Here is a 22,352-nt window from a genome sequence, read left to right as displayed (position 1 = left end):
GCTGCCCTGGAAGTGGTCACCGCATCCGTCCGGAACACGTCGGCCCGGCAGCACACGCCACGGGCCGCAACCGGAGACCGGCAGCTGCTGGGACGGCATGGCCGCACCGCCGCGACCTCACCACCGCATCCGCACCGCCGCATCACACCCCCGAATTTCCTTCGCTCTCCCCGCCCCCTCTGCGTACCCTCACGTCATGACCGGCACCGATGCGTCCCCCGCCCGGCCGACCGGCCGGCCGCTCGTCGCGATCCTCACCGGGGCGGGCATCTCCACCGACTCCGGGATTCCCGACTACCGCGGGCCCAACGGGCTGTGGCGGCGGGATCCGGAGGCGGAGAAGCTCGTCACGTACGACACGTACATGGCCGATCCGGAGATCCGGCGGCGGTCGTGGCGGATGCGGCAGGAGAGCCCGGCGTTCCGGGCCGAGCCGAATGCCGCGCACGAGGCGGTGACCCGGCTGGAGCGCTCCGGGACGCCGGTACGTGTGATCACACAGAATGTGGACGGGCTGCATCAGCTCGCCGGGATGCCCGAGCGCAAGGTGCTCGAACTGCACGGCACCGTGCGGACCGTGACCTGCACCCGCTGCCATGCCCGGTCGCCGATGCAGGAGGCCCTGGTGCGGGTGGCCGAGGGCGAGCCCGATCCGCCGTGTCTGGTGTGCGGCGGGATCCTGAAGTCGGCGACGGTGATGTTCGGGGAGCGGCTGGACCCGCAGGTGCTCGGTACGGCGCTGGGCGTGGCGAAGGCGGCGCAGATCTTCTTCGCGGTCGGGACGACGCTCCAGGTGCAGCCGGCGGCCTCGCTCGCCGGGGTGGCCGCGGAGCACGGCGCGCGTCTGATCATCGTCAACGCCGAGCCGACACCGTACGACGCACTCGCCGCCGAGGTGATCCGCGAACCGATCGGCAGCGCGCTGCCGAGGCTCCTCGCAGGGCTGGAGGAGTGCGCCTGAGGCGGCGGGCTGCCGGCCGCGGTGCCGTTCATTCTGCCGGGCCGGGCCGGGGCCGGGCACCGGCCGGCGAACCCGGCGGGGCCGATCTGCCCTGCCCGGCACGTGAGGCGCCGGGCGGGCGCTGCGCCCTGGGCCATGCCCTCTCCCGCCGCCATCGTCTACAGTGCAGTAGACCGTCTACTTACCTGTAGTCGCTCCGGGTCGCCGCAGCCCGGTCGTACCCGAGTCAACGACGTCGGCCTGTGAGGATCATCGTTGCCTGTCACCATCCTGGTCGTCGAGGACGATCACGCCCTGCGGGACGTGCTGGTGCGCGGACTGCGTGACGAGGGCTTCGGCACGCTGGCCGCGCAGGACGGCGCCACTGCCCTGCGGCTGGCCGGCGACGGCGTGGACGCAGTGGTACTGGACGTCGGGCTGCCGGACGCGGACGGGCGGGACGTGTGCCAGGCGATGCGGGCGCAGGGGTTCTACGCCCCGGTCGTCTTCCTGACCGCGCACCATCAACTCCACGACCGCCTCAGCGGGTTCTCCGCCGGGGGTGACGACTACCTCCCCAAGCCGTTCCACCTCGCCGAGCTGGCCGCCAGGTTGCGCGCCGCCCTCAAACGGTCCGGTCCCGTGGCGCCCGCGACCACCGGGGACCTGGTCCTGGATCCCGTGCAGCACCGCCTGTGCGTACGGGGCGTCGAAGTGGCCCTGACGCCCACGGAGTTCCGCCTGCTGGCCGCGCTGATGTCCGGCCTGGGGGCGGTGGTGAGCAGAAGGGATCTGGTCCGGGCCGGCTGGCCGGAGGGCGCGCAGGTCAGTGACAACACCCTCGACCAGTATCTGAGCCGGCTGCGCCGCAAGATCCGGGAGGCGGGCAGCGAACTGACGATCAGCACCCTCCGGGGGATCGGACACCGGCTGTCATGAGCGCCGTCCCCGGCCTCCTCGCCGCGTCGGCCCGCCGTTGCCGCCCCCGCACACTGCGAGGCAGGCTGTCCCTGATCGCGCTGACCACCGCCGCGCTGGTGATGGTGGTGCTCACCGTCGTGTTCAACACGATCGTCCGCCAGCGCCTCCAGCAGCAGGCGGACGACGAACTGCGCACCCGGGCCGGCGCCGTGGCCGCGACCGTCGACACCCGCCACCACCCGGTACGTGTCCTGGAGACGCCGGGCGACGCCGCCCTCGACACCAACGTGTGGATCTACGCGGGCACCCGGCTGCTGGAGCACCCCTCCTCCGCCCCGCCCGGCGACACGGTCACCGCCACCGCGGCCCGTCTCGCCGCGCACGGGGGCAAACGCTGCGCCGCCATGACGGCCGGTGACCGGATACGCCTGTGTGCCGAGCCCGTGGGCGCGGCCCGGCCGGGTACCGGGCCCGCCGCCGCCGTCGTCGTCACCGCCATGGACCTCGCGCCGTACCACGCCTCGGCCGACACCCTGCTCATCGCCTCCCTCGCCCTGGACGCCGGTGTCCTGGCCTGCACGTATGCCGTGACCCGGCTGGCGGTGGGGCGCGCCCTGCGACCCGTGCGGGCGATGACGGAGCAGGCCACCCGGTGGAGCGTGGTCGCCTCCGCACAGCGCTTCGGCGCCGGGGACCGCCCCGTCGAACTCACCCGGCTCGGGGCCTCGCTGGACGAACTCCTGGACCGGATCCGTGCCGTGCTGCGCCACGAACAGCAGCTCACCGGGGAGCTCTCCCACGAGCTGCGCAACCCCCTGGCGCGGATCACCGCCGAACTCGACTGGTGGCAGGCCCGCCCCCGCTCCGCAGCCGAAACCCGCGCCACCCACACCGCCATCGCCGATGCCGCCACCTCGATGCGCACCATCTGCGACACCGTCCTCGACGACGCCCGGGCCGGCGCCCACACCGTTCCCGGCACGGCGGACGCCATGGCCGTGCTGCGCCGGCTCGCCGCCCGGCTCGATGCCCCGGGGAGGATCACGCTCACGGTGTCCGGCCCGGACACCCTGGTGGCCGGGGTGCCCGCCGCACTGCTGGAGCGCATCGTCGCCCCGCTCCTCGACAATGCCCTGCGCTACGCCCGCACCCGGGTCGCCCTCCGCGTCGCGCCGGAGCCCGAGGGCATGCGCGTAGCGGTCGTCGACGACGGTCCCGGGGTCCCCGCCGCCTTCACCGCGCACCTCTTCCAGCCGGGCCGGCGTGCCGATCCCGAGGACGGACACGGCGGAGCGGGCCTGGGACTGCCGCTCGCGCGACGCCTGGCCCGCTCCGCCGACGGTGAGGTGACCCATGACGCCGGGCACACCCCGGGCACGCGCTTCGTGGTCAGCCTGCCCGCCGGGTGACCCGGCCCCGCCCGACGCCCCCGGACGGGACGGCGGCGGCCGACGCCCTCCCGGTGGTGCCCAGGCCGGTGGTACTCAAGAGACTCCCGTGAGAGTCGTGTCCTGGGGACCGCGGTCCTGCGCTCCTGCACGTGGGCGTAGCCCATGAGGCCGAGCAGCAGCGCGAGGAGCACCGCCGACGAGCCCGCCGTGCCGAGGTCGAGGCCGCCCTTGGCGACCGGCTTGGTGAGGAAGTCCCCGGCGGTCGCCCCGAGGGGCCGGGTGAGCACGAACGCGATCCAGAACAGCACCACGTTCGGCACGGCCGGCACCCGCATCAGGGCGAGGAGTACGGCGAGCACACCGGTGACGAGCAGGGCACCGCCCGCGTAGCCGAGTCCGGAGCTGTCGGAGAGGAAGTCCCCCATGGACGTGCCGAGCGTGTTCGACACCAGGATCGCCGCCCAGAAGAGGGCTTCCGCACGGAAGGTGACGATGTCCCGGATGGCGAACGTCAGCCCGGTGGCCTTCCAGACGGCGAAGATGACGAGCAGCAGCGAGATCAGGATGGCGGCCCCGGTGGGGTATCCCAGCCCCAGCCCTTGTGGCCCCCAGCCGAGCGAGGTCGCGCCGCCGGTGAGGAACTTGGCGCTGGCGTCCCGGTTCATGAAGTCGGACATCGTGGTGCCCGCCATGCTCGTGGACAGGATGACGGTCCAGTAGAAGAAGGGGTTGTAGCGCCGGGACCGCAGCTGCACGACCAGCGTGACCACGAAGATCAGGAACAGCGCGATGGTGGTCAGGAAGTAGCCGAGCTTGAGGGTCTGGGCGAAGAGGTCACCGGCGGTCTCGCCGAGGGTCGTCGCGGCGGTCTTCATGACCCAGAAGGCCAGGGTGACCTCCGGGAGCTTCCGCATCACGTACCTGTCGGTGCCGGCGACGTCCATATCGGTCAGGACTTCGGGCTCAGGCAATGTCGATCCCTCCTGGGTGGCGCCTTTGCATCGCCTCACGTGGTGCCGTGGGGCCTGGCGAAGTGCGCACAGTGGCGGCTGTTGGCGGGTACGAGGCACACCGCGCTCAGCGATGACGTCGCACGCCGCCCCACGCTCCCAGCCGCAACCTGAACGCATCCTGAACACCACCGGCCGCACCCGCGAAGCAGCCCCGGACGGGTGAAGCGGGCCCCCGAAGTCCGGGAGCCCGTTTCACCCGTCCGGGACGAGCCCGCGCTCAGCTCGCCCGGGAGGTGAGCCGTTCCGGCTCGGAAACGTCTCGCCGGGTGACGGTCAAGAACACCACCAGGCCGAGGATGACGGTCAGGAACAGCACGCTGGTGATCACTGTGCCCAGCCCGAGTCCGCCGCCCGAGGTGGGCTGTGACAGGTAGTCGCCGATCGACGCGCCCAGCGGCCGGGTCAGGATGTAGGCGATCCAGAAGCTCCACACCGCGTCCAGACCGAGGGCGAAGTGCGCCACCGCGACGGCGGCGATCGCCAGGGCGAACAGGCCGGCGGAGACCCAGTACCCGAGGTCCATGCGTTCGGCGACCAGGTCACCGGCCGCGGTGCCCAGGGCGAAGGTGAACAGCACGGCGAGCCAGTAGAAAGACTCGCGCCGGGTGGTGTCGACGTGGTGGATGGACAGCGTCCTCTCGCTGCGGTACCAGGCCACGAACACCACGACGAGGGCCACCGCGAAAGCCACGGTGCTGGTCTCCAGCGGTACCCCGAGGTTGTCGGTGAGGTTATCGCTGATCAGCGTGCCCACGACGCTGATCAGCGCCACGGCGAGCCAGTAGACACCGGGCCGGTAGGCGCGGGTGCGGAACTGTGCCACCAGGACGGCGACGAGCAGGACGCTCATCAGCAGCGACACACCGGTCAGGCCCAGGCCGAGCTTCTCGTTCAGCAGGTCGGCCGCGGTCTCGCCCACCGTGGTGCACAGGACTTTGATGACCCAGAAGTACGCCGTGACTTCGGGAACCTTGTTCCAGCGGAGGCGTTGGCCGAGGGGGGCGGAAGGGGGGCCGGACGCCGCGTGCGCCTCAACGGCCCCAGGAATATCAGCTGTCATGGTGCCCGACCGTGCCATCCGCAGCCTGAACATATCCTGAGCATCCTCAACCGTCTGCCGGGCCCGGAGGTAGCACAATGCACGGTGAGTACAAGGTCCCCGGGGGCAAGCTCGTGGTCGTGGACCTCCGCGTCGAGGAGGGGCGGCTCAAGAACGTGCGGGTCGCGGGTGACTTCTTCCTCGAACCGGACGAGGCCATCCTGCAGATCGACGACGCGCTGGAAGGCGCCCCGGCCGACACGGACACCGCCGGCCTCACCGCCCGGATCAACGCCGCGCTGCCCCCGTCGGCCGTGCTGTTCGGCTTCACCGGCGAAAGCGTGGCCATCGCGGTACGCCGTGCCCTGGCCCAGGCCACGGACTGGAGCGACTACGACTGGCAGCTCATCCACGAAGCGCCGCAGCCACCGGCCCTCCACATGGCGCTCGACGAGGTCATCACGGCCGAGGTGGCTGCCGGGCGGCGCCCGGCCACCCTCCGGGTCTGGGAGTGGGACTCCCCCGCCGTCATCATCGGCAGCTTCCAGTCCCTGCGCAACGAGGTCGATCCCGACGGCATCGCCCGCCACGGCGTCACGGTCGTCCGCCGGATCTCCGGTGGCGGCGCGATGTTCGCGGAGCCGCAGAGCACCATCACCTACTCCCTCGCCGTCCCCGAGGCGCTGGTGTCCGGCCTGTCCTTCGCCGACAGCTACGCCTACCTCGACGACTGGGTCCTCACCGCACTCGGCGACATGGGCATCAAGGCGTGGTACCAGCCGCTCAACGACATCGCCACCGAGTTGGGCAAGGTCGCGGGCGCCGCGCAGAAGCGCGTGGTCGGGCCGGGCGGCGGGCCCGGTGCGGTCCTGCACCACGTGACGATGTCCTACGACATCGACGCCGGCAAGATGCTCGATGTGCTGCGCATCGGTAAGGAGAAGCTGTCCGACAAGGGCACCAGGAGCGCCAGGAAACGCGTCGACCCGCTCCGCCGGCAGACCGGCCTGCCCCGCGAAGCCGTCATCGAGAAGATGATCGACTCCTTCCGCTCCCGCTACGGCCTCACCCGCGGGCAGGTCACCGAGGAGGAGATGGCCCGCGCCCGGGAGCTCGTCCGCACCAAGTTCGAGGACGCCGAGTGGACCGCACGTATTCCCTGACCGGCCGTCATGGCAAAGACCCCGCCCATGCGCCACGGGGGTAACGCACGGACAGGGCCGGCCCCTCAAAGCGTCCAGGAGTTGGCCGGGTCGTCCAGCCACACCCTTTCGCCCCTGGCGGTCACGGTCAGACCGAACCGTGAGGGGGCCGGGCGGCCTTGGCCCTCCCACCACCGGAACGCGGCCTCCGCTTCGTCCCACAACCGGCGGGGGCCGGACTGCCAGACGCGCGCCGTCTTCCCGTCGCGGAACATGCAGCAGGCCCAGGACCGGTCGCTGAGGCCGTAGAACCAGACCGGCCGTGCGCCGTCGTCCTTGGCCGCCACGACTTGCCGGCACCGCGGGACCCGGAGGCCCAGGGCGAACCGCTCGGGGCCGAATCGGTCCCCGACGAACTCCGCTTCGGTGACCGTCGTGGACGACTCGTCGCCATCCGCCACGCTGCCCGTGACGTACTCCTTGTGGACCACCGGCGAGAGCCGCTGGGAACGGAGCTTCATGAACTCCACGGGGCCCGTGAAGTTCCCGGCCGCGGACTTCCCGTCCGGCGCGACCACCAAGCGGGCCACCGCGTCGGCGTGGGAGAAGTTCGTCCCCCACGGGGCAACGATGACACCACCCGGCCTGCACTGCTCCAGCCACGCGGGCGGGGTGGACCGCAGGCCACACGTGGCGATGACCCGGTCGTACGGCGCGCCGTCCAGGTAACCCTGGAACCCGTCGCCGTGGACGACGTGGAGGGGGATTCCCAGGCGCTCCACCGTGGCCATGGCGGCCGTGGCCACCGCCCGGTCCACCTCCACCGTGGTCACGCACCCGGGCCCCGCACGGTGGGCCATGAGCAACGCATTCCAGGCTGTGGCGGTGCCGATCTCCAGGGCCTTGTGGCCGGGCCGGAGGTCCAGATCCTGGAGCATCCGGAAGACGACCGAAGGCATGGACGCGGAACTGGTCGGGACCTGACCCGGTCCGGTGCCAGTGTGCTTCCCGTCGTCCCATTGAGTGACGATCGGTACGTCTGAATCTGCGAACTCCAGCCACCTGGTGGGGTCATCCGCTTTGGAAACGGCCACGCTCCGGCCGACCGCCATGTCGAACGGCCACATGAGGTCCGGCAGCACGGTGGAGCGGGGAACGGCCGCGTACGAGGGTGCCCAGTCTGAGGAGAGGGCCCCTGAAGCCATGAGGGCACGCCCCAGCCCGTCAAGGCCGGGGCGCTCCTGTGGTGCGTCGGTGGTCACTGGATCAGGCCACCTTGGGCGGGTTGGGGACACCGGGGCCACCATCCGGGGTCGGGGGCGTCTGCGGGCCGGGCCACGGCTCACCCGGGACCTTGTCGCCACCGTCATTCGCAAGGATCACGGTCACTGCTCCTCCATGTGCTCTCTCGGTGCTGGTTCAACCGGCCGACTGCCGCCGTCCGTGGGCAGTCGCCCGGGGCCTTGCCCGCCCCCGCCGGGATCACTCAACAAGCGCGGGGACGCCGGAATGGGCATCCGGCCAGGGGCGGAGTACGGGTGGGCCAGTCGGCATCCGGCTTGCTGTGGACGCGCTCCCACATCCGGTCCAACAGCTCGGCCCTTTCGGCCCGTTGTCTGCCCGCGCTGTGGTGGTCCTTGGCCACGGCGCTGGTCGGCTTCAGGTCACCCCGCGGCTTGCGGGCGCCCAATGGCCTACTCACTTCCGCCCTCTCCCTTCTGGGAACGCGCGCCCGCCGCCACGGGAACGCCGTCGTGTGCGGGGTGGCGCCGGAGCAACACCCGACAGTCCACGGCACGAGTCCGGTCACCAGCCTTTTCGGCTGCCGCCAACGCCTGTTCCAAGTCGGTGCACGTCGTGCAGCTCACGGCATGCCTCGCTTCCGTGCCCGCTGGAGCTTCGCCAGGGCCTGGAGCTGTCGGCCTTCGCGCTCCGTGCCGGGTCGCAGACGGCCGTACGCCACGTCCCAGGTAAGGCCCGTGGGCCGCTCCAGGTCGACCATCAAGCCCTTCACTTCTCGCACCACGGCCACCATGTCGGCGTCGCGGTCGAAGACGACGCTCCCCGCCCTGATCTGCTGGGGCGACGTATAGAACGCGGATGGTGCCTTCGTCTCCCTCATCTCCGTGCCTCCCTTCCGTGGGGGTGACCCGCGATCACACCGTTCAGGCTCCGGACTTCCAGCGAACGGCCCGCTCGGCGGGCCATCTCCCGCTCCTGGCAGCAGAGTTCGCACACGTCGCACCCAGGAACCGGTACGGGCTCCACCTTCGGTGCGGCCGTGGCCAGTCCCCGTTCCGCCAGGTCCCCGGCGGACGCTGAAGCTGTTCGCTCAGTCACCCGAACCCCTCACTGTGTGCGTCTGGTTGGTGACAAGAGTGAGGTAAGGATCGTTACGGTGAAGAGAGATTCAGCGCCCAACCTGGGCGTTGGTCAGGACGAGACATGCGTACGCCGTTGACCGGCACAAATAACGCGACGGCCGTACGTGACCAGGTCAATGGTCAGGGGGAGTTATGGACCATATCGGGGGCGCAACAGGGGGCGCAGGGGGCGCCGAAGACACCTACGACCCACGCAGGCAATTCGCCGAGGAGTGCCGGAGCCACCGGGAGCTGTACCCCGGAGGGCCCTTGAACCAGACTCAACTGGCGAAGCTGACCCGCACGTCGAAGAGCACCATCAGCCGCGTGGAAACGTGCGTGGGGCCGGTACCCGCGGACCTTCCCGCCCTCTTGGACCAGGTCTTCTCGACGGACGGGCTGTTCAAGCGGCTGTACGAGGAGATCACCGCCCAGTCCTTCCCTGTGCATTCCCGCCGGCGAATCGAGCTGGAGCCAAAGGCGGTCAGCATCTCCGCATGGTCGCCCACTGTCGTTCCTGGGCTCCTTCAGACGGCGTCGTACGCGCGGGCCCTTCTCCGGGAGGGTGACCCGCGGGCGAGCGACGCAGAAGTGGCCACGCTGGTCCGGGCGCGAATGGCGAGACAGGAAGTGCTGAAGGGTAGTTCCCCGCCGGACTTCTCCGTGGTCATCTGTGAGTCCGTGCTTCGGCGGAACGTCGGCGGCCTGGACGTAATGCGGGAACAGCTCTCCGCGTTGCTCGCCCACGGCTCCCGGCGAACCACCGTGCTGCAGGTGATGCCGCTATCTGCGGAAACTCACGGGCTCATGGACGGTTCCATGTCCATCCTGACCACCCCCGACAGCTCGCCCGTGATCTACACGGAGGGCATCAGATCAGGAACGATCATCGAAGATCCTTCCACGGTGCGGCTCCTCTCCCGGTCCTACGATGTACTCACCACTTCAGCCCTCTCACGTGACGCATCAGCCCGGATGATCCAACAGCTTATGGAGGCATCGTGACCCCCCTGACTCACCCCTGGGTCAAGTCCAGCTACAGCAGCCAAGATGGTGGCGACTGCCTGGAGTGGTCCCCGGCGCACGTCAGCGCCCACGGCACCGTTCCCGTGCGAGACAGCAAGGCCCCCCACGGCCCGGCCCTGACGTTCGAGCCAACAGCGTGGTCAGCGTTCGTCACCGGCATACAGGCGGGAAACTTCACCGCGTAAGCGCGTAGTCGCGTACGCCGAAACGCGGACGGCCCCCTCCCGAGGCCCAGGAGAGGGGCCTCTGCGCGCCCAGTGAAACGGAAAAGGGCTCCGCCGGATGATCTCCATCCGTGAATTCGCATGCCTGCCCGATGGGGGGCACCTAAGGTATGCGGCATGACGCTGCAACTTGTTCAGGTGAACTTCAAGGCCCGGGACGACTCGGCGCTCGGCAAGTTCTGGGCGGGAGTACTCGGCTGGGAGGCTTCCAGCGAAGGGCCCGGCGTCACCAACCTCGTACCCGTGGGCTTCGACTGGCCGGATCCGTCCGCCGTCTGCATCGATCTCGTCCGCGTCCCGGACCCGGAGACGGTGAAGTACCGCGTGCACCTTGAGCTCGCCTCCGCCTCCGAAGCCCATCAGGCGGAGTTGGTCGCACGGCTGAAGGAGCTCGGGGCCACGCCCGCCGATGTGGGCCAGGGCGATGTGCCGTGGACGGTGCTGGCTGACCCAGAAGGCAACGTGTTCAGCGTCCTGGAGCCCCGGGAGGTCTACCGGGACACCGGGCCGATAGCCGCCGTGGTCGTCGACTGCCCCGACCCACGGGCCATGGTCCGGTTCTGGGGCGAGGCGATCGACTGGACCGTCCACGAGCTGACCGACGACCGCGCCCTGCTGCGCTCCGTCAAGGGCGTCGGGCCGTACCTGGAGTTCCGGCGCACGCCCGACGACGACGTCGTCTGGACCCGCATCCATCTCGACGTGATGTCCGACCCCGTCGATGATCAGGCGAGGGAGGTCGCCCGGCTCGAAGGCCTCGGCGCGGTACGGGCCGACGTGGGTCAGGGTGACGTTTCCTGGGTCGTCCTGGCCGATCCGGCGGGCAACGAGTTCTGCGTCCTCGGCCGGGGCTGACGCGGAATTACGGCCGCGCCGTCGTGCGGCCCGACCGCCCCGGTCGTGCGGCCGCGGTCAGACCGGCCGGGGCCACGCTTGGACGTACGCGTATAGGTCCGTCCCTCGTAGGTGGCGGTCAGCTTCACGAGCGCCGGGGCCATCCCTTGGACCAGCTCCCCCGCCGGGACTTCAGCGGACGTGACGGCCGTGGCCGCGAACTCATCGGCGGCCACGCAAAGCTCCTTCTTCGTCCAGCCCTGGCTCTCCTTTGGGGCCTTCAGGGTGGCCAGCTTGTCCTGGCACCGGTCCCCCTTCGGCCAGCACGTCGTCCGGCTGGTCGTCCGGCTCTTCTGGGTCCGGCTCTTCGGTGTCCGGGGCCGGTGGTTCGATGGCGGGCGCCGGTGCCGGAGGCTCCTCTTCGGCTCCCACGTCGGTCAGGTTCATGGGCACCCGGTACGTCTCGCCGATGCCGTCGGGCAGGGGCGCCAGGTCTTCCGCGGCGCGGACTTCATCGATGGAGTAGATGCCGTTCATCAGGCCGACGGCGTACAGCTCCATGCGCTCCTTCGGGGCCCCGCGCTTGATCCCGTCCAGGTTGAACTTCACGAAGCGAAACCGGTCGGCCGTCTCGGCGAAGATGAGCCGATCGAAACCGGCTTCGATCCGACGGAGCCACGGGAGAAGGGAGAACGTCGAAAACGCGATGTTCTGTTCAGCCAGGCCCGAACCCCCTGAAGTGGAGTTCGTAGCGTCGAATATCAGGTGAGACGGAACGCCGAAGATGCGCGCGATTTCCGGGACCTGGAACTGGCGGGTCTGGAGAAACTGGGCTTCGTCCGGTGTCGAACGCCTCGAAGACCTTCCGTCGCTGGCCGTCAATCAGGACCATGTGCGGGATGATCTTCGTCGGATCCAGCACGTCCAGGCCCACGATGTTCGGGCCGGCCCACCGGATGGCCAGGTATGCGTTCCCCTCCAAGAGCAGGGAGGGCACGGTCTGGGAGAGGATGTCGATACGCCCCATGCCGCCGGGCTCCGCGTTCGGGAAGTCCAGCCACTCCGGAGACGTGATCTCCTTCCGGGCTCCGCCCCTCTTGGAGTACACGGTGATGGGAAGCGTCGCGATCGTCTCCGACAGGAGCCAGACGCATCCGAAAACGGCCGACACCTGGAGAGCTTCAGTCGACGTGGCCCGCTCCCCGGACGACGTGGTCAGGCCGTACACCGTCGGGTCGTACGGCTCCCACGCACGGGCCTCCGTGGCCGGAGACTCGCCCCGGCCGATCAAGTTGGACCAGACCCCCTGGGCCCCCTCCGTCCGCTCACGCGGGCGTCAAAGGCCGCCCGCTTACCAGTCGTTAAACATGTCCGGGTCGTCGGGCAGCCCGCCCACGACGTGGATCCCTTCGGCGTCCTCCCACGTCGCGACGATCGGGGAGTCAGTGACGCCGTTGTCTTCACGCGCCACATGACGGCGCCGTGGACGGCCAGGATCATGGCCACGGCGGCGTCAATCTCGCTGCTGCACCATCCCTCGTCGCCATACGTACACGCCGTACAGCGTTGGTCTGTGCGTTGCGCCCACGCTCGTACTGGGCGTGGTGCAGGGAGCATCGGCCCCCCTTGTCTGCCCAGGCCCTACAGTCCAGGCACCACCTACGCATGGAACCCCCTCCCCTGTCACCCGAGCGGAACATGTTCCGGTTGAGGGCGGATCACAAAGGCGTCGCGATGTACAAGACGGCGCGTTGTACATGAAGGACCGCGATTATCGACCGGCACCGGAGGGGGGTAGCCACCTGCCTCAAACTCACCTCTTAAGAGGTGAGTCATCTAGATAGCTTCAAGATCCCTCTAGAACAATCTCGAAAGTCGCCAGTCCCAAGGTGGGACAGAATTCCCCGATCCGGGACTGACGCCCACAACAGGCCAACAGGCCAGGTCAGAGGGCCCGGAGTTATTCGCCGTGCATGCATGCATGCCATTCGTGCTTGCTTGCTAGCTAGCAGATCTCCATGGGAGCCTTGCCGACCTCCAGTGGAACTCACCAGGCATTCAGCCAGCTAAACAAAAGGTTTAGCGCACTAAACACGCTGAGCATCACAGAACAAGGCGACAACACCCCACCGGAAACGCTACCGTTTGCGACGACATCAACGTCGCCCGCATGGGCGTTATTTGGCGTGCCCGAACACTGGAGAGAGAGCCGTGAGCGACCCTCAGACCCCCATCATCAAGATCCACACCAAGAGCGTGCGTCTCTCCGTGTACCGCATTCCGCCGTGGTTACTCGTATCCTTCGCAACCATCGTTGGATCGGGCGGCGTTGGGTGGATCATCACCAACCGGTAGCCCTCGAAGGGAAGTGAGTCCCCCATTGCAGCCGCGTAAGCCGGTCAGGGGGCCGTGTGGACGCGGCGTTCGGAGAGCGGGACGGGGCGCAGGTCGGCGTTGACGTACCGGCCGTGTGCGGGGATGGCTCCCGGGGCGGGTTCGACGCGGCCGTCGTGGGCGGTGAGTTGGCCCTGGGGCGCTATGGGGAGGTCCGGTGGCAGGGGTGAGGGGGTCGCGGGCATGCGGGGCCTTTCGTCCGGGTGCGGGCCGCCCGGTGGCCGGGCGGCGCGGCATGGCATCGGTCGTGGCGCCCGGCCGGCGGGCGGGCCGCCGTCGGCCGCTGCGGGGGGCTCGCCCGAGCGTTCGCCGGGCGCTCCGGTGCCGCCTCGCCCAAGGCGGAGTGCACCGCCCTCCCGCCGGCGCCCGTTCAGTCGGCGAACGCGGGAAGGATTTCCGCTCCGTAGGCGTCGATGGTGGATTCCTTGGCGTCGTGCATGGCGTAGAGCGCGAACTGGTCGACGCCCAGGGCCTGGAGCTGCCGGAGTTTGCCGATGTGCGCGGCGGCCGGGCCGAGCAGGCAGAAGCGGTCGATGACCGCGTCCGACACGAAGCCCGCGTCGGGGTTGCCCGACCGGCCGTGGTGCGCGTAGTCGTAGCCCTCGCGGGAGGCGATGTAGGCAGTCAGCTCGTCGGGCACCATGCCGGAGTGCTCGCCGTAGCGGGCGACGAGGTCGGCGACGTGGTTGCCGACCATGCCGCCGAACCAGCGGCACTGGTCGCGGGCGTGGTCGAGGTCGTCGCCCACGTAGGCCGGTGCGGCGACACAGATGGTGAGGGCGGCGGGGTCACGGCCGGCGTCCTTCGCGGCGGTCCGTACGGCCTTGATCATCCATTCGGTGAGGAAGGGGTCGGCGAGCTGGAGGATGAAGCCGTCGGCCAGTTCGCCGGCCATGGCGAGGGCCTTGGGGCCGTAGGCGGCCATCCATACCGGGAGCTTGCCGTTCTTGATCCAGGGGATCTTGATCCGGTGGTCGCCGACGTATGCCTCCCGGCCCTCGGCCAGATCGCGGATGGCGCCGATGGCCTGGCCGAGCCGGGCCAGGGTGTTGGGCGGCCGTCCGGCCACCCGCATCGCGGAGTCGCCGCGGCCGATACCGCAGACGGTGCGGTTGCCGTACATCTCGTTGAGGGTGGCGAAGGTGGAGGCGGTGACCTCGGGGGCGCGGGTGGAGGGGTTGGTGACCATCGGGCCGACGATCAGGTGCTCGGTGTGTTCCAGGACGCGGCTGTAGAGGACGAACGGTTCCTGCCACAGCACGGTCGAGTCGAAGGTCCAGCCGTAGCGGAAGCCGTTGCGCTCGGCACGGCGCATCAGGGACACCAGGGCGGAGGAGGGCGGGTCGGCCTGCAGAACAACTCCGAAGTCCACGGCGGCGCTCCTTAGCTGAGGTACTGACAGGTGCCACGCGGGATGTGCGGGCCGTGGCTCGCTGGTACGCGCTGGGCGGGCGCTCATCGCCGAGCGGCTAGGGAGACACCCCCTAAGGCACCGACGTCCGCGGCCACTGCACCATAGGTCAAACGAGCAGCCGGCGCTCCGCAACATGCCGGGGACCGCGCCGGCGACTTGGACTCTCCCTCCTTGAGGCTCGGCCGAGGCGGCTCAAGCGCCTGGAGCCGGATGGGAGACGACTGGCTTGGTTCTCCTCAGTCGCCGGGATCGGCGCGGGGGACCCAGCCGTTGGCGGCTCCTGTGTGGATGAGGTCCTGTGCGTACTGCCAGAGGTCTGCGGAGGCATCCTTGATCACGGACTTGCGGGTGAGCACGTCCTGCTCGGTGACTCCCGGGGTGCGCCAAGTGCCCCCGCGGTTGCCGTAGTTGAGGAGAAGGGGCTGGAGCCGGTCCATGGCCTTGGCGAATCGCGCCTCGGGGGTGCTGCGTTCCTCGAACTCGTCCCACAAGGACCGGAAATGGTCTCGCTGGTCGGCGGGCAGGAGGGCGAAGAGCTTGTCCGCTGCCTGTTGTTCCCGCGCTTCCTGGTCGGCGGCGGCTGCCGTGTCGTACAGGAAGGTGTCTCCGGCGTAGATCTCCACCAGGTCGTGCAGGACGACGAGGGCGAGGACCTTGCTGGTGTCAAGGGGCTCGTCCGCGTATTCGGCGAGTACCAAGGTCATCAGGGCGAGGTGCCAGGAGTGCTCGGCGTCGTTCTCCTTGCGGTTCGCGGCCAGCAGCGGGCTCTGCCGGAAGACGTCCTTGAGCCGGTCCACCTCGATGATGAACTCGATCTGGCGGCGCAGTCTGTCGGGGGTGCCGTCGGGCTGCTGGACCGATGCGGCGAGCAGGGGGGCGTCGTCGTGGGGCATGGCAGGCTCCTTGAAGGGGTTCGGGTGTGCACTGTTCAGAGGTGGAGATAGTGCAGAAGGACACTGGCCGTAAGAACCAGCGTCGTCACCCACAGGGCGGGATGCGGTCGTCGGCGGCCAAGTACGCTCGCGGCCGTGGTCACCAGGAAGGCCGCGGCCATGGCCTGGTCGATCGCGAGGGTGACGATCGTGACACCCACGGCGGTCGCCGTGACGGCCAGGCCCAGGCGGTCCACTCCGCCTGAGCGGGGCGCGGTGAGCATCTTGACCGCCACGAAGACCAGCGCACCGGTGGTGGCTTCGACGGGGACGTGGGCCAGGAGCGGATCCAGGAACAGGCAGGAGAACAGCAGCAGTCCGGTGACGATCGCCGCGATCCCGGTGCGGGCGCCGGCGCGGATACCGACCGCGCTCTCCACGAAGGCCACGAAACTGGAGGATCCGGCTGCGGATCCGGCGACCGTGGCGCCGGCGTCGACGAGCAGTGCCTGACGCATACCGGGCACCTGCCCGTCGCCGTCCATCAGGGGGGTGTGCGCCGACAGGCCCACCACTTTCGCGATGCTGCCGAAGAAGTCGAGGGCGAACAGCACGAGGATGATGCTCCACGCTCGCGGGTCGGAGATGACGGTGAGGTCGAAGCGGAGCAGCGCGGCCCCGCTGCCGTGGACGCCGTCGTGGACCGCCTCGGTGCTGATGCCCGCGAACGCGCAGTACAGCGCGGCGGCCGCGATGCCGCCGAGGACCGCTGCGGCACGGGCCCCCAGGGCGTCCAGGGCCAGGGCGACGGCGAGGCCGGTGTAGAGGGCGATGGCGGGTGGCCCCGTCCAGTCGCCCAGGCCGGACAGCCGCCCGTCGGACGTGGTGACGAGGTGGCCGATCTGCACGCCGATGAGGCCGATGAACGTGCCGACCGCGGCGGCGAGCGCCGAACGCATCTGTGGGGGGATCGCGTTGATCACGGCCTCGCGCAGCCGCAGCAGGGACACCGCGAGCATCGCGATGCCGGACCAGAACACCATTCCCAGTGCCTCGGGCCACGTGTAGGAGAGGGTACCGACCACGGAGAAGGCGATCATCGCGTTCATCTCCATGCCGGGTGCCACGGCGAAGGGGAGCCGCGCCCACAGTCCCATGATCATGGTGGCGAGGCCGCCGACCGCTGCCGTCGCGAAGAAGGCGGCGGCGTGCGGGATGCCTCCCTGGCTGAGGATGGCCGGGTTGACGACCACGATGTAGGAGAGTGCCAGGAACGTCGACAGCCCGGCGAAGATCTCGCGGCGCCAGGTGGAGCCCCTCGCGCTCAGGCGGAAGTACCGGTCGACCGCTCCGTGGCCGGACCCGGGGTGGGCAGCGACCGGCTTCGGCCTGAGTCCTGGGCGGTCAGGCGGGGTCACGTCGTGGTCCGCGGGGCGGAAAGGCGGGGGTGACGGGGCTGATGGTGTCTCCGACATCGCCCAGCAGTACCTGGTCAGGTGCGTCCGGTGCCACGGCGTAGAACTTTCCGTTCAGCGCCCCGGACACGTGACCGACGTGCAGGGTCAGCGACACCTCCAGCTGTTCGGCGTACCTCGCCAGGGCGAGTGCGCCTTGCCGGGTGGAGTGGCAGGTGAAGATCTCGACGTCGGCTCCCGGCCGGAGTGTCAGCTGCAGCATCGTCATGAGGGTCACCCCGCTGGCCACGACGCCGTCGACGATGACCAGCCGGTCCGCCTGCGAGGGCAGCCATTCGTCCACACCGACGAGCAGTCCCCCGGCCACCGGCATCCGCTTGGCGTGGGGTGTCCAGCCCCGCTGCCGGGGCAGGACGGCAAGGCACTCGGCCAGGATGCGCCCCTCGCGCTCCGGCGCGATGACCGTCGTTCCCGGTGCGGACGCGCTGTGCTGCGCCTGGACGGGGAGCAGGCCGTAGATGTCGAGCAGCGCCTGGAGGTAGCGGCTGCGGTCGGCCTCCCGCTGTTCGGGAAGGTTGGCGACCTCGGTGACGGTGGACATCCGCTCGCGCACCGCAGGAACGCCGGCGGACGCCACACGTATGGTGTCCGGCAGCGCGCCGGGGGCGTGCAGCGACTCCAGCAGCTGGGGGGCGAAGTGGACGAGGTGGCTGAAGTACGTGTCGTGTTCCTTCTCGAACTCGTCCACCGTCTGCCGGGCCCGCGGCGGGAGCCCGGTCCTGTCGAGTAAGCGGGCAGCGTTCATCGATGACCTCCGGTCCTGTGCTGCGAGGGCTGGTCTTGCCGGGACACCGGGGCGGGCGGCCGGCCCGTACGGGTGAGGAGGAACAGCGCCGAGGGTGCGGCCGCCGCGGCGATGACTGCGGTGACGCAGAACGTCCGGACGAAGTCGGCGGTTGCCGGCTGCTCGCCGTGGATCAGGACCAGCAGCGCCAGGCCGAGGGAGCCGCCGAGGTACTGCGCCGTTGTCACCAGGGCGCTCCCGGTCGCGTTGCTCGCCTGTGGGAGGTCACGGGTCCCGGTGATGAACATTCCGGTGAACGCCATCCCCTGCCCCAGGCCGCTGAGCAGCAGTCCCGGCAGGATGGCCGGCAGGTAACCGCCCTCGGCGCCCACGGCCAGGGCCAGCACCACAAGGCCGGCCGCACCGGTGAGGAACGCCGTGGACAGCAGCCGCCGCAACGGCAGCCGGCCGGCCAGGCGGCCGGCCACCGTGTTCCCCACGGTGATGGCGCCGGCCAGCGGAAGGAAGGCCAGGCCCGCGGCGAACGCGCTGTAGTCCCGTACGTCCTGGAGGTAGAGGGTGACGAGGTAGAACTCGGCTCCGAAGCTCGCCATGTACAACGCCGCTGCCAGGCAGGCCACTTGAAGGGTCCGTACGCGCAACAGGGCACGGGGCACCAGCGGCCTGCGCCGTCTCTGGCTGAGTGACAGGAGTGCCCCGGCCGGGATCGTCACCGCCAGCGCGGCGGCGACGACGGGGAGGGAGGGCCGGGCGCGGGAGAGTTCGGTGAAGGCGAGGACAAGGGCCACGACCGCGGCACACGCCGAGAACGTGGCCACCGTGGCGACGGGAGCCCGGGCTCCGGCCGTGGTGGAGCGGACCGCATTGCCGGCGGCGAGCAGACAGATCACCACGATGGGGATGTTGATCCAGAAGATCCACTGCCAGGAGGCCACCGCGAGGATGCCTCCGCCGGCCGTGACACCGAGGGCGAGCCCGACCGCCCCCGTGGTGCCCCACACGCTCACGGCCCGGTCGCGCTCCGGGCCCGTCGGGTAGGCGGAGCTGAGCAGGCCCAGTGTCGCGGGCACCAGCAGGGCCGCCGCCACCCCTTGTCCGACACGGGCGGCGATCAGCACCCCGGCGGACGGCGAGAGGGCGGCCCCGATCGAGGAGGCGGCGAACAGCAGCTGGGCGGTGAGGTACACCCGGCCGGCGCCGAAGACGTCCGCCAGCTGCCCGCCCAGCAGCAGAAACCCGGCGAAGAAGATCGCGTACGCGCTCACGATCCACTGCAGCGCGACCGCGGAAAAATGGAGGCTTGCCCCGATGTCGGGCAGCGCGACGTAGATGATGGAGAAGTCGAGCGCCACCAGCAGCTGCGCCCCGGCCAGTGCCGTCAGTAAGCGGGCACCCGGTGTCGGAAGGGGGGAAACGGGCACGGTCGGTCAGCCTCCGTAGGTCAGCTGGTCAGCCCAGGGCGGTGAGCGCCGCGATGAACACATCCCAGAACCGTTCGGTGTCCAGCCGCGTCGCCACCCGGGCGTTGGCGGGCCTGCCGGTGACACCGTAGAGGTCGATCACGGTCGCGCCGCGGGTGAACTCCCCGTGCAGTTCGATCGAGACGGGAGCCTCGACGCATTCCACGAGGCTCGCATCGAGCACCCGGGCGATGGCGACGGGATCGTGGAGCGGCGCGTCGGGCAGGTCCCAGATCTGGTCGTAGGTGCTGGAGCGGAAGGCGAGGAGGGCCGCGGACGCCTTGCCGATGTGCGTGCCCACGTCGGTGATCCGCTGCAGCACGTCGCGGGTGACCGGCGCCTGGTGCGTGACATTGAGGCCGCAGTACGTCAGGGGGACGCCGCTGGCGAGCACTTCGTGGGCGGCCTCGGGGTCGACCAGGATGTTGTACTCCGAGTAGGGCAGGGTGTTGCCGCGGTGCGTGGCCCCGCCCATGCACACGATTTCCTTGATCTTCTCCTTGTCCTGCGGGTGGAGGGCGAGGAGTCCCGCGATGTTCGTCTGGGGTCCGGTGACCACCAAGGTGAGGGGTTCGGGGCTGTCGGCCAGCAGGTTGTGGAGGAGGTCCACGGCATGTGCGGAGTGGAGCGGCACCTCCGGTTCCGGGAAGTCCCAGCCGTCCAGGCCGGTTTCGCCGTGCACGTCGTCGCCGATCAGCAGTCTGCCGGTCAGCGGCTTGAGGTATCCGGCAGCGACGGGCACGTCGAAGGCTTTGGCCAGGGAGCACATGCGCCGTGCGTTCAGGGCGGTCTTCTCCACGGTCTGATTGCCCGCGCTGGTGGTGACCGCCTTCAGGTCCACGCGGGGGTCGCCGACGGCGAGCAGGATGGCCATCGCGTCGTCGTGGCCGGGATCGCAGTCCAGGATGATGGGGGTGGGCATGGGGACTCCAGGTGTTCGGTCGGGGGCCTGCGGCGGATCGGCGGTGGTGCTTCGGCGGTGGTGGCGGCGCCCGCCTCGTTATGCCGCGCGGGCGAGGGTCCGGTAGAAGGCCAGGTGGCGCCGGCCGGCGGTCGCGAAGCCGTCACGGAGGCGCCCGGCCAGGGCGCGGTCGCCCGCCGTCGGCACCACCGGCGGCTGTTGCGCGGCCTCTCGGAGTGCGCTGGTCAGTGCGTGGACGTCGCCCGCGGGGACGAGGGTGGCGGCCGAGTAGCCGCCGAGCAGCAGCGGCAGGTTGCCGGAGTCGCTGGCGATGATGCGGCGTCCGCAGATGACGGCCTGCGCGACGGAGAGCGAGAAGGGCTCGCCGTGCGCGCCCCGGTCGATGGTCGGATGGATGATGATGTCGCTTGCGCGGATCGCGGCCCAGCTCTGCTGGGGACGGTAGTGGGTGAAATGCACGCGTCCCTTCTCCTGCCAGGCACCGGCCCGTTCCAGAAGGTCCTCGGGGATGCCGGGCGGCCAGATGAGGTGCTGGGTTCCCGCGTGGACGAAGTGCAGATCGGCGCCTTCGTCCAGCAGGGTCAAGGACGCCTCCAGGCTCAGGTGGGAGCCCTTCCAGCGGGTCATCCTGCTGGGTTGCAGCACGGTGGTGCCACCCGCGGCGGGAAGCCGGAAGGAGGCTTCTTCCAGGGGCAGGGCAAGAGCGAGGACGGTGACGTCGGCATCGGGCAGCCTGCGCCTGACCTCGTCGGCGACGAAGGCGGAGTGCGCGACCAGGGGGCCGGGGAGGGTGGCGAGGAACGTCCACTGCTCGGGCCGCTCGTCGATGTTGTGCAGGTCGAAGACGAGGCGGCCGCGCCACCGGCGCTCCCGCAGCCGCTCCACGACGGCGGTCACGGCCTCGGGCCTGTGCCACTGCGGGTTGTGCCAGTGCACGATGTCGGCGTCCAGACACCGTGCGGCGAGTGCGGCGGCACGGCCGGGGGCGAAGGGCTCGCCGATGTCGAGGACCGGGTCGTAGTCGCAGCCGGGTGAGTGCGGTGTGCCCACGACGGCATGGACCTCGCACGCCAGGGCGCCGAGCTGGCCGACGACCGCGCTCAGATGGCTCTCTACCCCACCGGTGACCGGCAGCCCGGTCCAGTGGACGTGGACGATACGCACCGCTCGTCAGTCCTCCCCGGACGCCGGAACGTCCTCGGCCAGCCGGAAGCCCATCGCATACAGCGAGCGCGGGTAGGGGCCGTGCCGGCGCTGGCACCTGGCCAGATCACGGAACCGGTTGAAGGCTCCGCCCCGGGCGATCCGGTAGGCGCCGAGCCTCACGTACAGGTCGTCGTGCACCACTTCCCCGCCCGGGTACGGTCCATAGGTGCTGCTGGTGTACTCCTCGACGTTGCCCGCCATGTCCAGTGCCCCGCACCATGACCGGCCCTCGGGGAAGGCCCCGACCGGGCTGGTCATGAGCAGGCCGGTCTCCAGTGTGTTGGCCGCCCGGGCGCTCCAGGTGTCGCCCCAGGGGTGGCGCAGTCCCTTCGGCCCTGCTGCGGCGTACTCCCATTCCTGCTCGGTGGGCAGACGGAAGCGGCGGCCGGTGCGCTCGCTGAGCCAGTTCGCGTAGGCGTCGGCGCAGTGTGCGGTGACCGTGTACACGGGATGGTTGGCGGCGGCGGGATCGAAGCGGCCGTAGTTCCAGTTGCTCGGGATCTCGGACCGGCCGGTGTCCTTGAGGAAGACCGCGAACTCCGCATTGGTCACCGGGTACTTGGCGATGCCGAAGGCCGGGATCGGCAGTGTGTGGCGGGGGCATTCCTTCTCCACCCAGGAGCGCTGCACGCCGAACTGAGCGGCGTCGGCGTGCAGTGCGTCGACCTCGCTGTCCGGCGTTCCGAGGAGTGCTCGGCCTGCGGGGACGTGCAGCATGTCCGGGGCGTCCCAGCAGATCCGGGGGTCGCCCGCGAGAGCCAGGACGGTGCCGGCCGCCAGACGGTGTTCGAGGGTGAGTGAGGCGTCCTCGACCAGCTCGGCCAGCCGGGCCGGCGGATGACCGGCCACCTGCGCGAAGTGCGAAAGACGCTCCGCTCTGGGTTCCACGTACCCTTCGGGCAGACCCATGGCCGCTCTGTCGGTCAGGGAGTTGATATCGGCGTCGACCAGGTTCGTGTGCGCCATGTGGG

Annotated in this window: 20 protein-coding genes and 2 pseudogenes; 7 read left to right on the top strand and 15 right to left on the bottom strand. The window is 70.0% G+C overall.

What is annotated here, in order from left to right:
- The first annotated feature begins 196 nt into the window (after window positions 1–196).
- The 3 genes from CFW40_RS29955 (at window position 197) to CFW40_RS29945 (ending at window position 3,270) form a co-directional block, all read left to right on the top strand.
- On the top strand, window positions 197–961 hold the full coding sequence (locus CFW40_RS29955; protein ID WP_088800917.1) for a Sir2 family NAD-dependent protein deacetylase: 765 nt from the start codon (window positions 197–199) through the stop codon (window positions 959–961).
- 255 nt (window positions 962–1,216) lie between these two features.
- A complete protein-coding gene (locus CFW40_RS29950; protein ID WP_088800916.1) occupies window positions 1,217–1,879 on the top strand; it encodes a response regulator transcription factor in 663 nt (220 codons plus the stop codon).
- On the top strand, window positions 1,876–3,270 hold the full coding sequence (locus CFW40_RS29945) for a HAMP domain-containing sensor histidine kinase (RefSeq protein ID WP_088800915.1): 1,395 nt from the start codon (window positions 1,876–1,878) through the stop codon (window positions 3,268–3,270). The genes CFW40_RS29950 and CFW40_RS29945 overlap by 4 nt, the downstream gene beginning before the upstream one ends.
- Before the next feature lie 131 nt (window positions 3,271–3,401).
- Here the strand turns inward: CFW40_RS29945 and CFW40_RS29940 are convergent.
- Together CFW40_RS29940 and CFW40_RS29935 are read right to left on the bottom strand one after the other, a co-directional pair.
- Window positions 3,402–4,127: pseudogene (locus tag CFW40_RS29940) on the bottom strand (hypothetical protein); the annotation flags it as partial.
- Between the two features lie 355 nt (window positions 4,128–4,482).
- Window positions 4,483–5,325: a hypothetical protein gene (locus CFW40_RS29935; protein WP_088802446.1), complete on the bottom strand. Its 843-nt coding sequence runs from the start codon at window positions 5,323–5,325 to the stop codon at window positions 4,483–4,485.
- Between the two features lie 77 nt (window positions 5,326–5,402).
- On the opposite strand from CFW40_RS29935, the gene CFW40_RS29930 reads away from it, so the two are divergent.
- Window positions 5,403–6,467 (top strand): biotin/lipoate A/B protein ligase family protein, encoded by a 1,065-nt coding sequence (locus tag CFW40_RS29930; RefSeq protein ID WP_088800914.1) that lies wholly within the window; start codon window positions 5,403–5,405, stop codon window positions 6,465–6,467.
- A gap of 65 nt (window positions 6,468–6,532) precedes the next feature.
- On the opposite strand, the gene CFW40_RS29925 is transcribed toward CFW40_RS29930, so the two are convergent.
- Both CFW40_RS29925 and CFW40_RS29920 read right to left on the bottom strand, forming a co-directional pair.
- Complete coding sequence (locus CFW40_RS29925; RefSeq protein ID WP_088800913.1) at window positions 6,533–7,708, bottom strand: protein-L-isoaspartate(D-aspartate) O-methyltransferase; 1,176 nt, start codon at window positions 7,706–7,708, stop codon at window positions 6,533–6,535.
- Window positions 7,709–8,310: 602 nt separating this feature from the next.
- A complete protein-coding gene (locus CFW40_RS29920; protein ID WP_088800912.1) occupies window positions 8,311–8,568 on the bottom strand; it encodes a hypothetical protein in 258 nt (85 codons plus the stop codon).
- 511 nt (window positions 8,569–9,079) lie between these two features.
- Between CFW40_RS29920 and CFW40_RS29915 the strand changes: the two genes are divergently transcribed.
- The 3 genes from CFW40_RS29915 (at window position 9,080) to CFW40_RS29905 (ending at window position 10,914) form a co-directional block, all read left to right on the top strand.
- Window positions 9,080–9,814 (top strand): DUF5753 domain-containing protein, encoded by a 735-nt coding sequence (locus tag CFW40_RS29915; RefSeq protein WP_306427445.1) that lies wholly within the window; start codon window positions 9,080–9,082, stop codon window positions 9,812–9,814.
- Complete coding sequence (locus CFW40_RS29910; RefSeq protein ID WP_088800910.1) at window positions 9,811–10,020, top strand: DUF397 domain-containing protein; 210 nt, start codon at window positions 9,811–9,813, stop codon at window positions 10,018–10,020. The genes CFW40_RS29915 and CFW40_RS29910 overlap by 4 nt, the downstream gene beginning before the upstream one ends.
- Window positions 10,021–10,176: 156 nt before the next feature.
- Complete coding sequence (locus tag CFW40_RS29905) at window positions 10,177–10,914, top strand: VOC family protein (protein ID WP_088800909.1); 738 nt, start codon at window positions 10,177–10,179, stop codon at window positions 10,912–10,914.
- A 201-nt stretch (window positions 10,915–11,115) separates the two neighbouring features.
- On the opposite strand, the gene CFW40_RS37595 is transcribed toward CFW40_RS29905, so the two are convergent.
- From CFW40_RS37595 to CFW40_RS29855, 11 genes and pseudogenes are all read right to left on the bottom strand, one after another.
- Window positions 11,116–11,775: a phage portal protein gene (locus tag CFW40_RS37595; protein WP_218136782.1), complete on the bottom strand. Its 660-nt coding sequence runs from the start codon at window positions 11,773–11,775 to the stop codon at window positions 11,116–11,118.
- Between the two features lie 16 nt (window positions 11,776–11,791).
- A pseudogene (locus CFW40_RS39030) lies at window positions 11,792–12,064 on the bottom strand (phage portal protein); the annotation flags it as partial.
- A 1,228-nt stretch (window positions 12,065–13,292) separates the two neighbouring features.
- Window positions 13,293–13,472, bottom strand: a complete 180-nt coding sequence (locus CFW40_RS29895) for a hypothetical protein (protein WP_088800908.1) — start codon at window positions 13,470–13,472, stop codon at window positions 13,293–13,295.
- Between the two features lie 185 nt (window positions 13,473–13,657).
- Window positions 13,658–14,659, bottom strand: coding sequence for a TIGR03842 family LLM class F420-dependent oxidoreductase (locus tag CFW40_RS29890; RefSeq protein ID WP_088800907.1), 1,002 nt, complete (start codon window positions 14,657–14,659; stop codon window positions 13,658–13,660).
- A 278-nt stretch (window positions 14,660–14,937) separates the two neighbouring features.
- Window positions 14,938–15,594, bottom strand: coding sequence for an HD family hydrolase (locus tag CFW40_RS29885; protein WP_176956344.1), 657 nt, complete (start codon window positions 15,592–15,594; stop codon window positions 14,938–14,940).
- A gap of 35 nt (window positions 15,595–15,629) precedes the next feature.
- Window positions 15,630–16,991, bottom strand: coding sequence for an NCS2 family permease (locus CFW40_RS29880; protein ID WP_176956345.1), 1,362 nt, complete (start codon window positions 16,989–16,991; stop codon window positions 15,630–15,632).
- Window positions 16,978–17,793, bottom strand: coding sequence for a hypothetical protein (locus tag CFW40_RS29875; RefSeq protein ID WP_088800905.1), 816 nt, complete (start codon window positions 17,791–17,793; stop codon window positions 16,978–16,980). The genes CFW40_RS29880 and CFW40_RS29875 overlap by 14 nt, the downstream gene beginning before the upstream one ends.
- Window positions 17,790–19,214, bottom strand: a complete 1,425-nt coding sequence (locus CFW40_RS29870; RefSeq protein ID WP_088800904.1) for an MFS transporter — start codon at window positions 19,212–19,214, stop codon at window positions 17,790–17,792. The genes CFW40_RS29875 and CFW40_RS29870 overlap by 4 nt, the downstream gene beginning before the upstream one ends.
- A gap of 28 nt (window positions 19,215–19,242) precedes the next feature.
- On the bottom strand, window positions 19,243–20,175 hold the full coding sequence (locus tag CFW40_RS29865; protein ID WP_088800903.1) for a nucleoside hydrolase: 933 nt from the start codon (window positions 20,173–20,175) through the stop codon (window positions 19,243–19,245).
- Between the two features lie 78 nt (window positions 20,176–20,253).
- Window positions 20,254–21,339 carry a glycosyltransferase family 4 protein gene (locus CFW40_RS29860; RefSeq protein ID WP_088800902.1) on the bottom strand — a complete coding sequence of 362 codons (1,086 nt, stop codon included), beginning with the start codon at window positions 21,337–21,339 and terminating at the stop codon, window positions 20,254–20,256.
- 6 nt (window positions 21,340–21,345) lie between these two features.
- Window positions 21,346–22,347, bottom strand: coding sequence for an SUMF1/EgtB/PvdO family nonheme iron enzyme (locus CFW40_RS29855; protein WP_176956346.1), 1,002 nt, complete (start codon window positions 22,345–22,347; stop codon window positions 21,346–21,348).
- Window positions 22,348–22,352: the final 5 nt, after the last annotated feature.

The organism is Streptomyces sp. 2114.4, from assembly GCF_900187385.1.
GTDB lineage: Bacteria > Actinomycetota > Actinomycetes > Streptomycetales > Streptomycetaceae > Streptomyces > Streptomyces mooreae.
The sequence above is the reverse complement of the archived record's forward strand: the minus strand, read 5'-3'. Positions and strand labels throughout refer to the sequence as shown.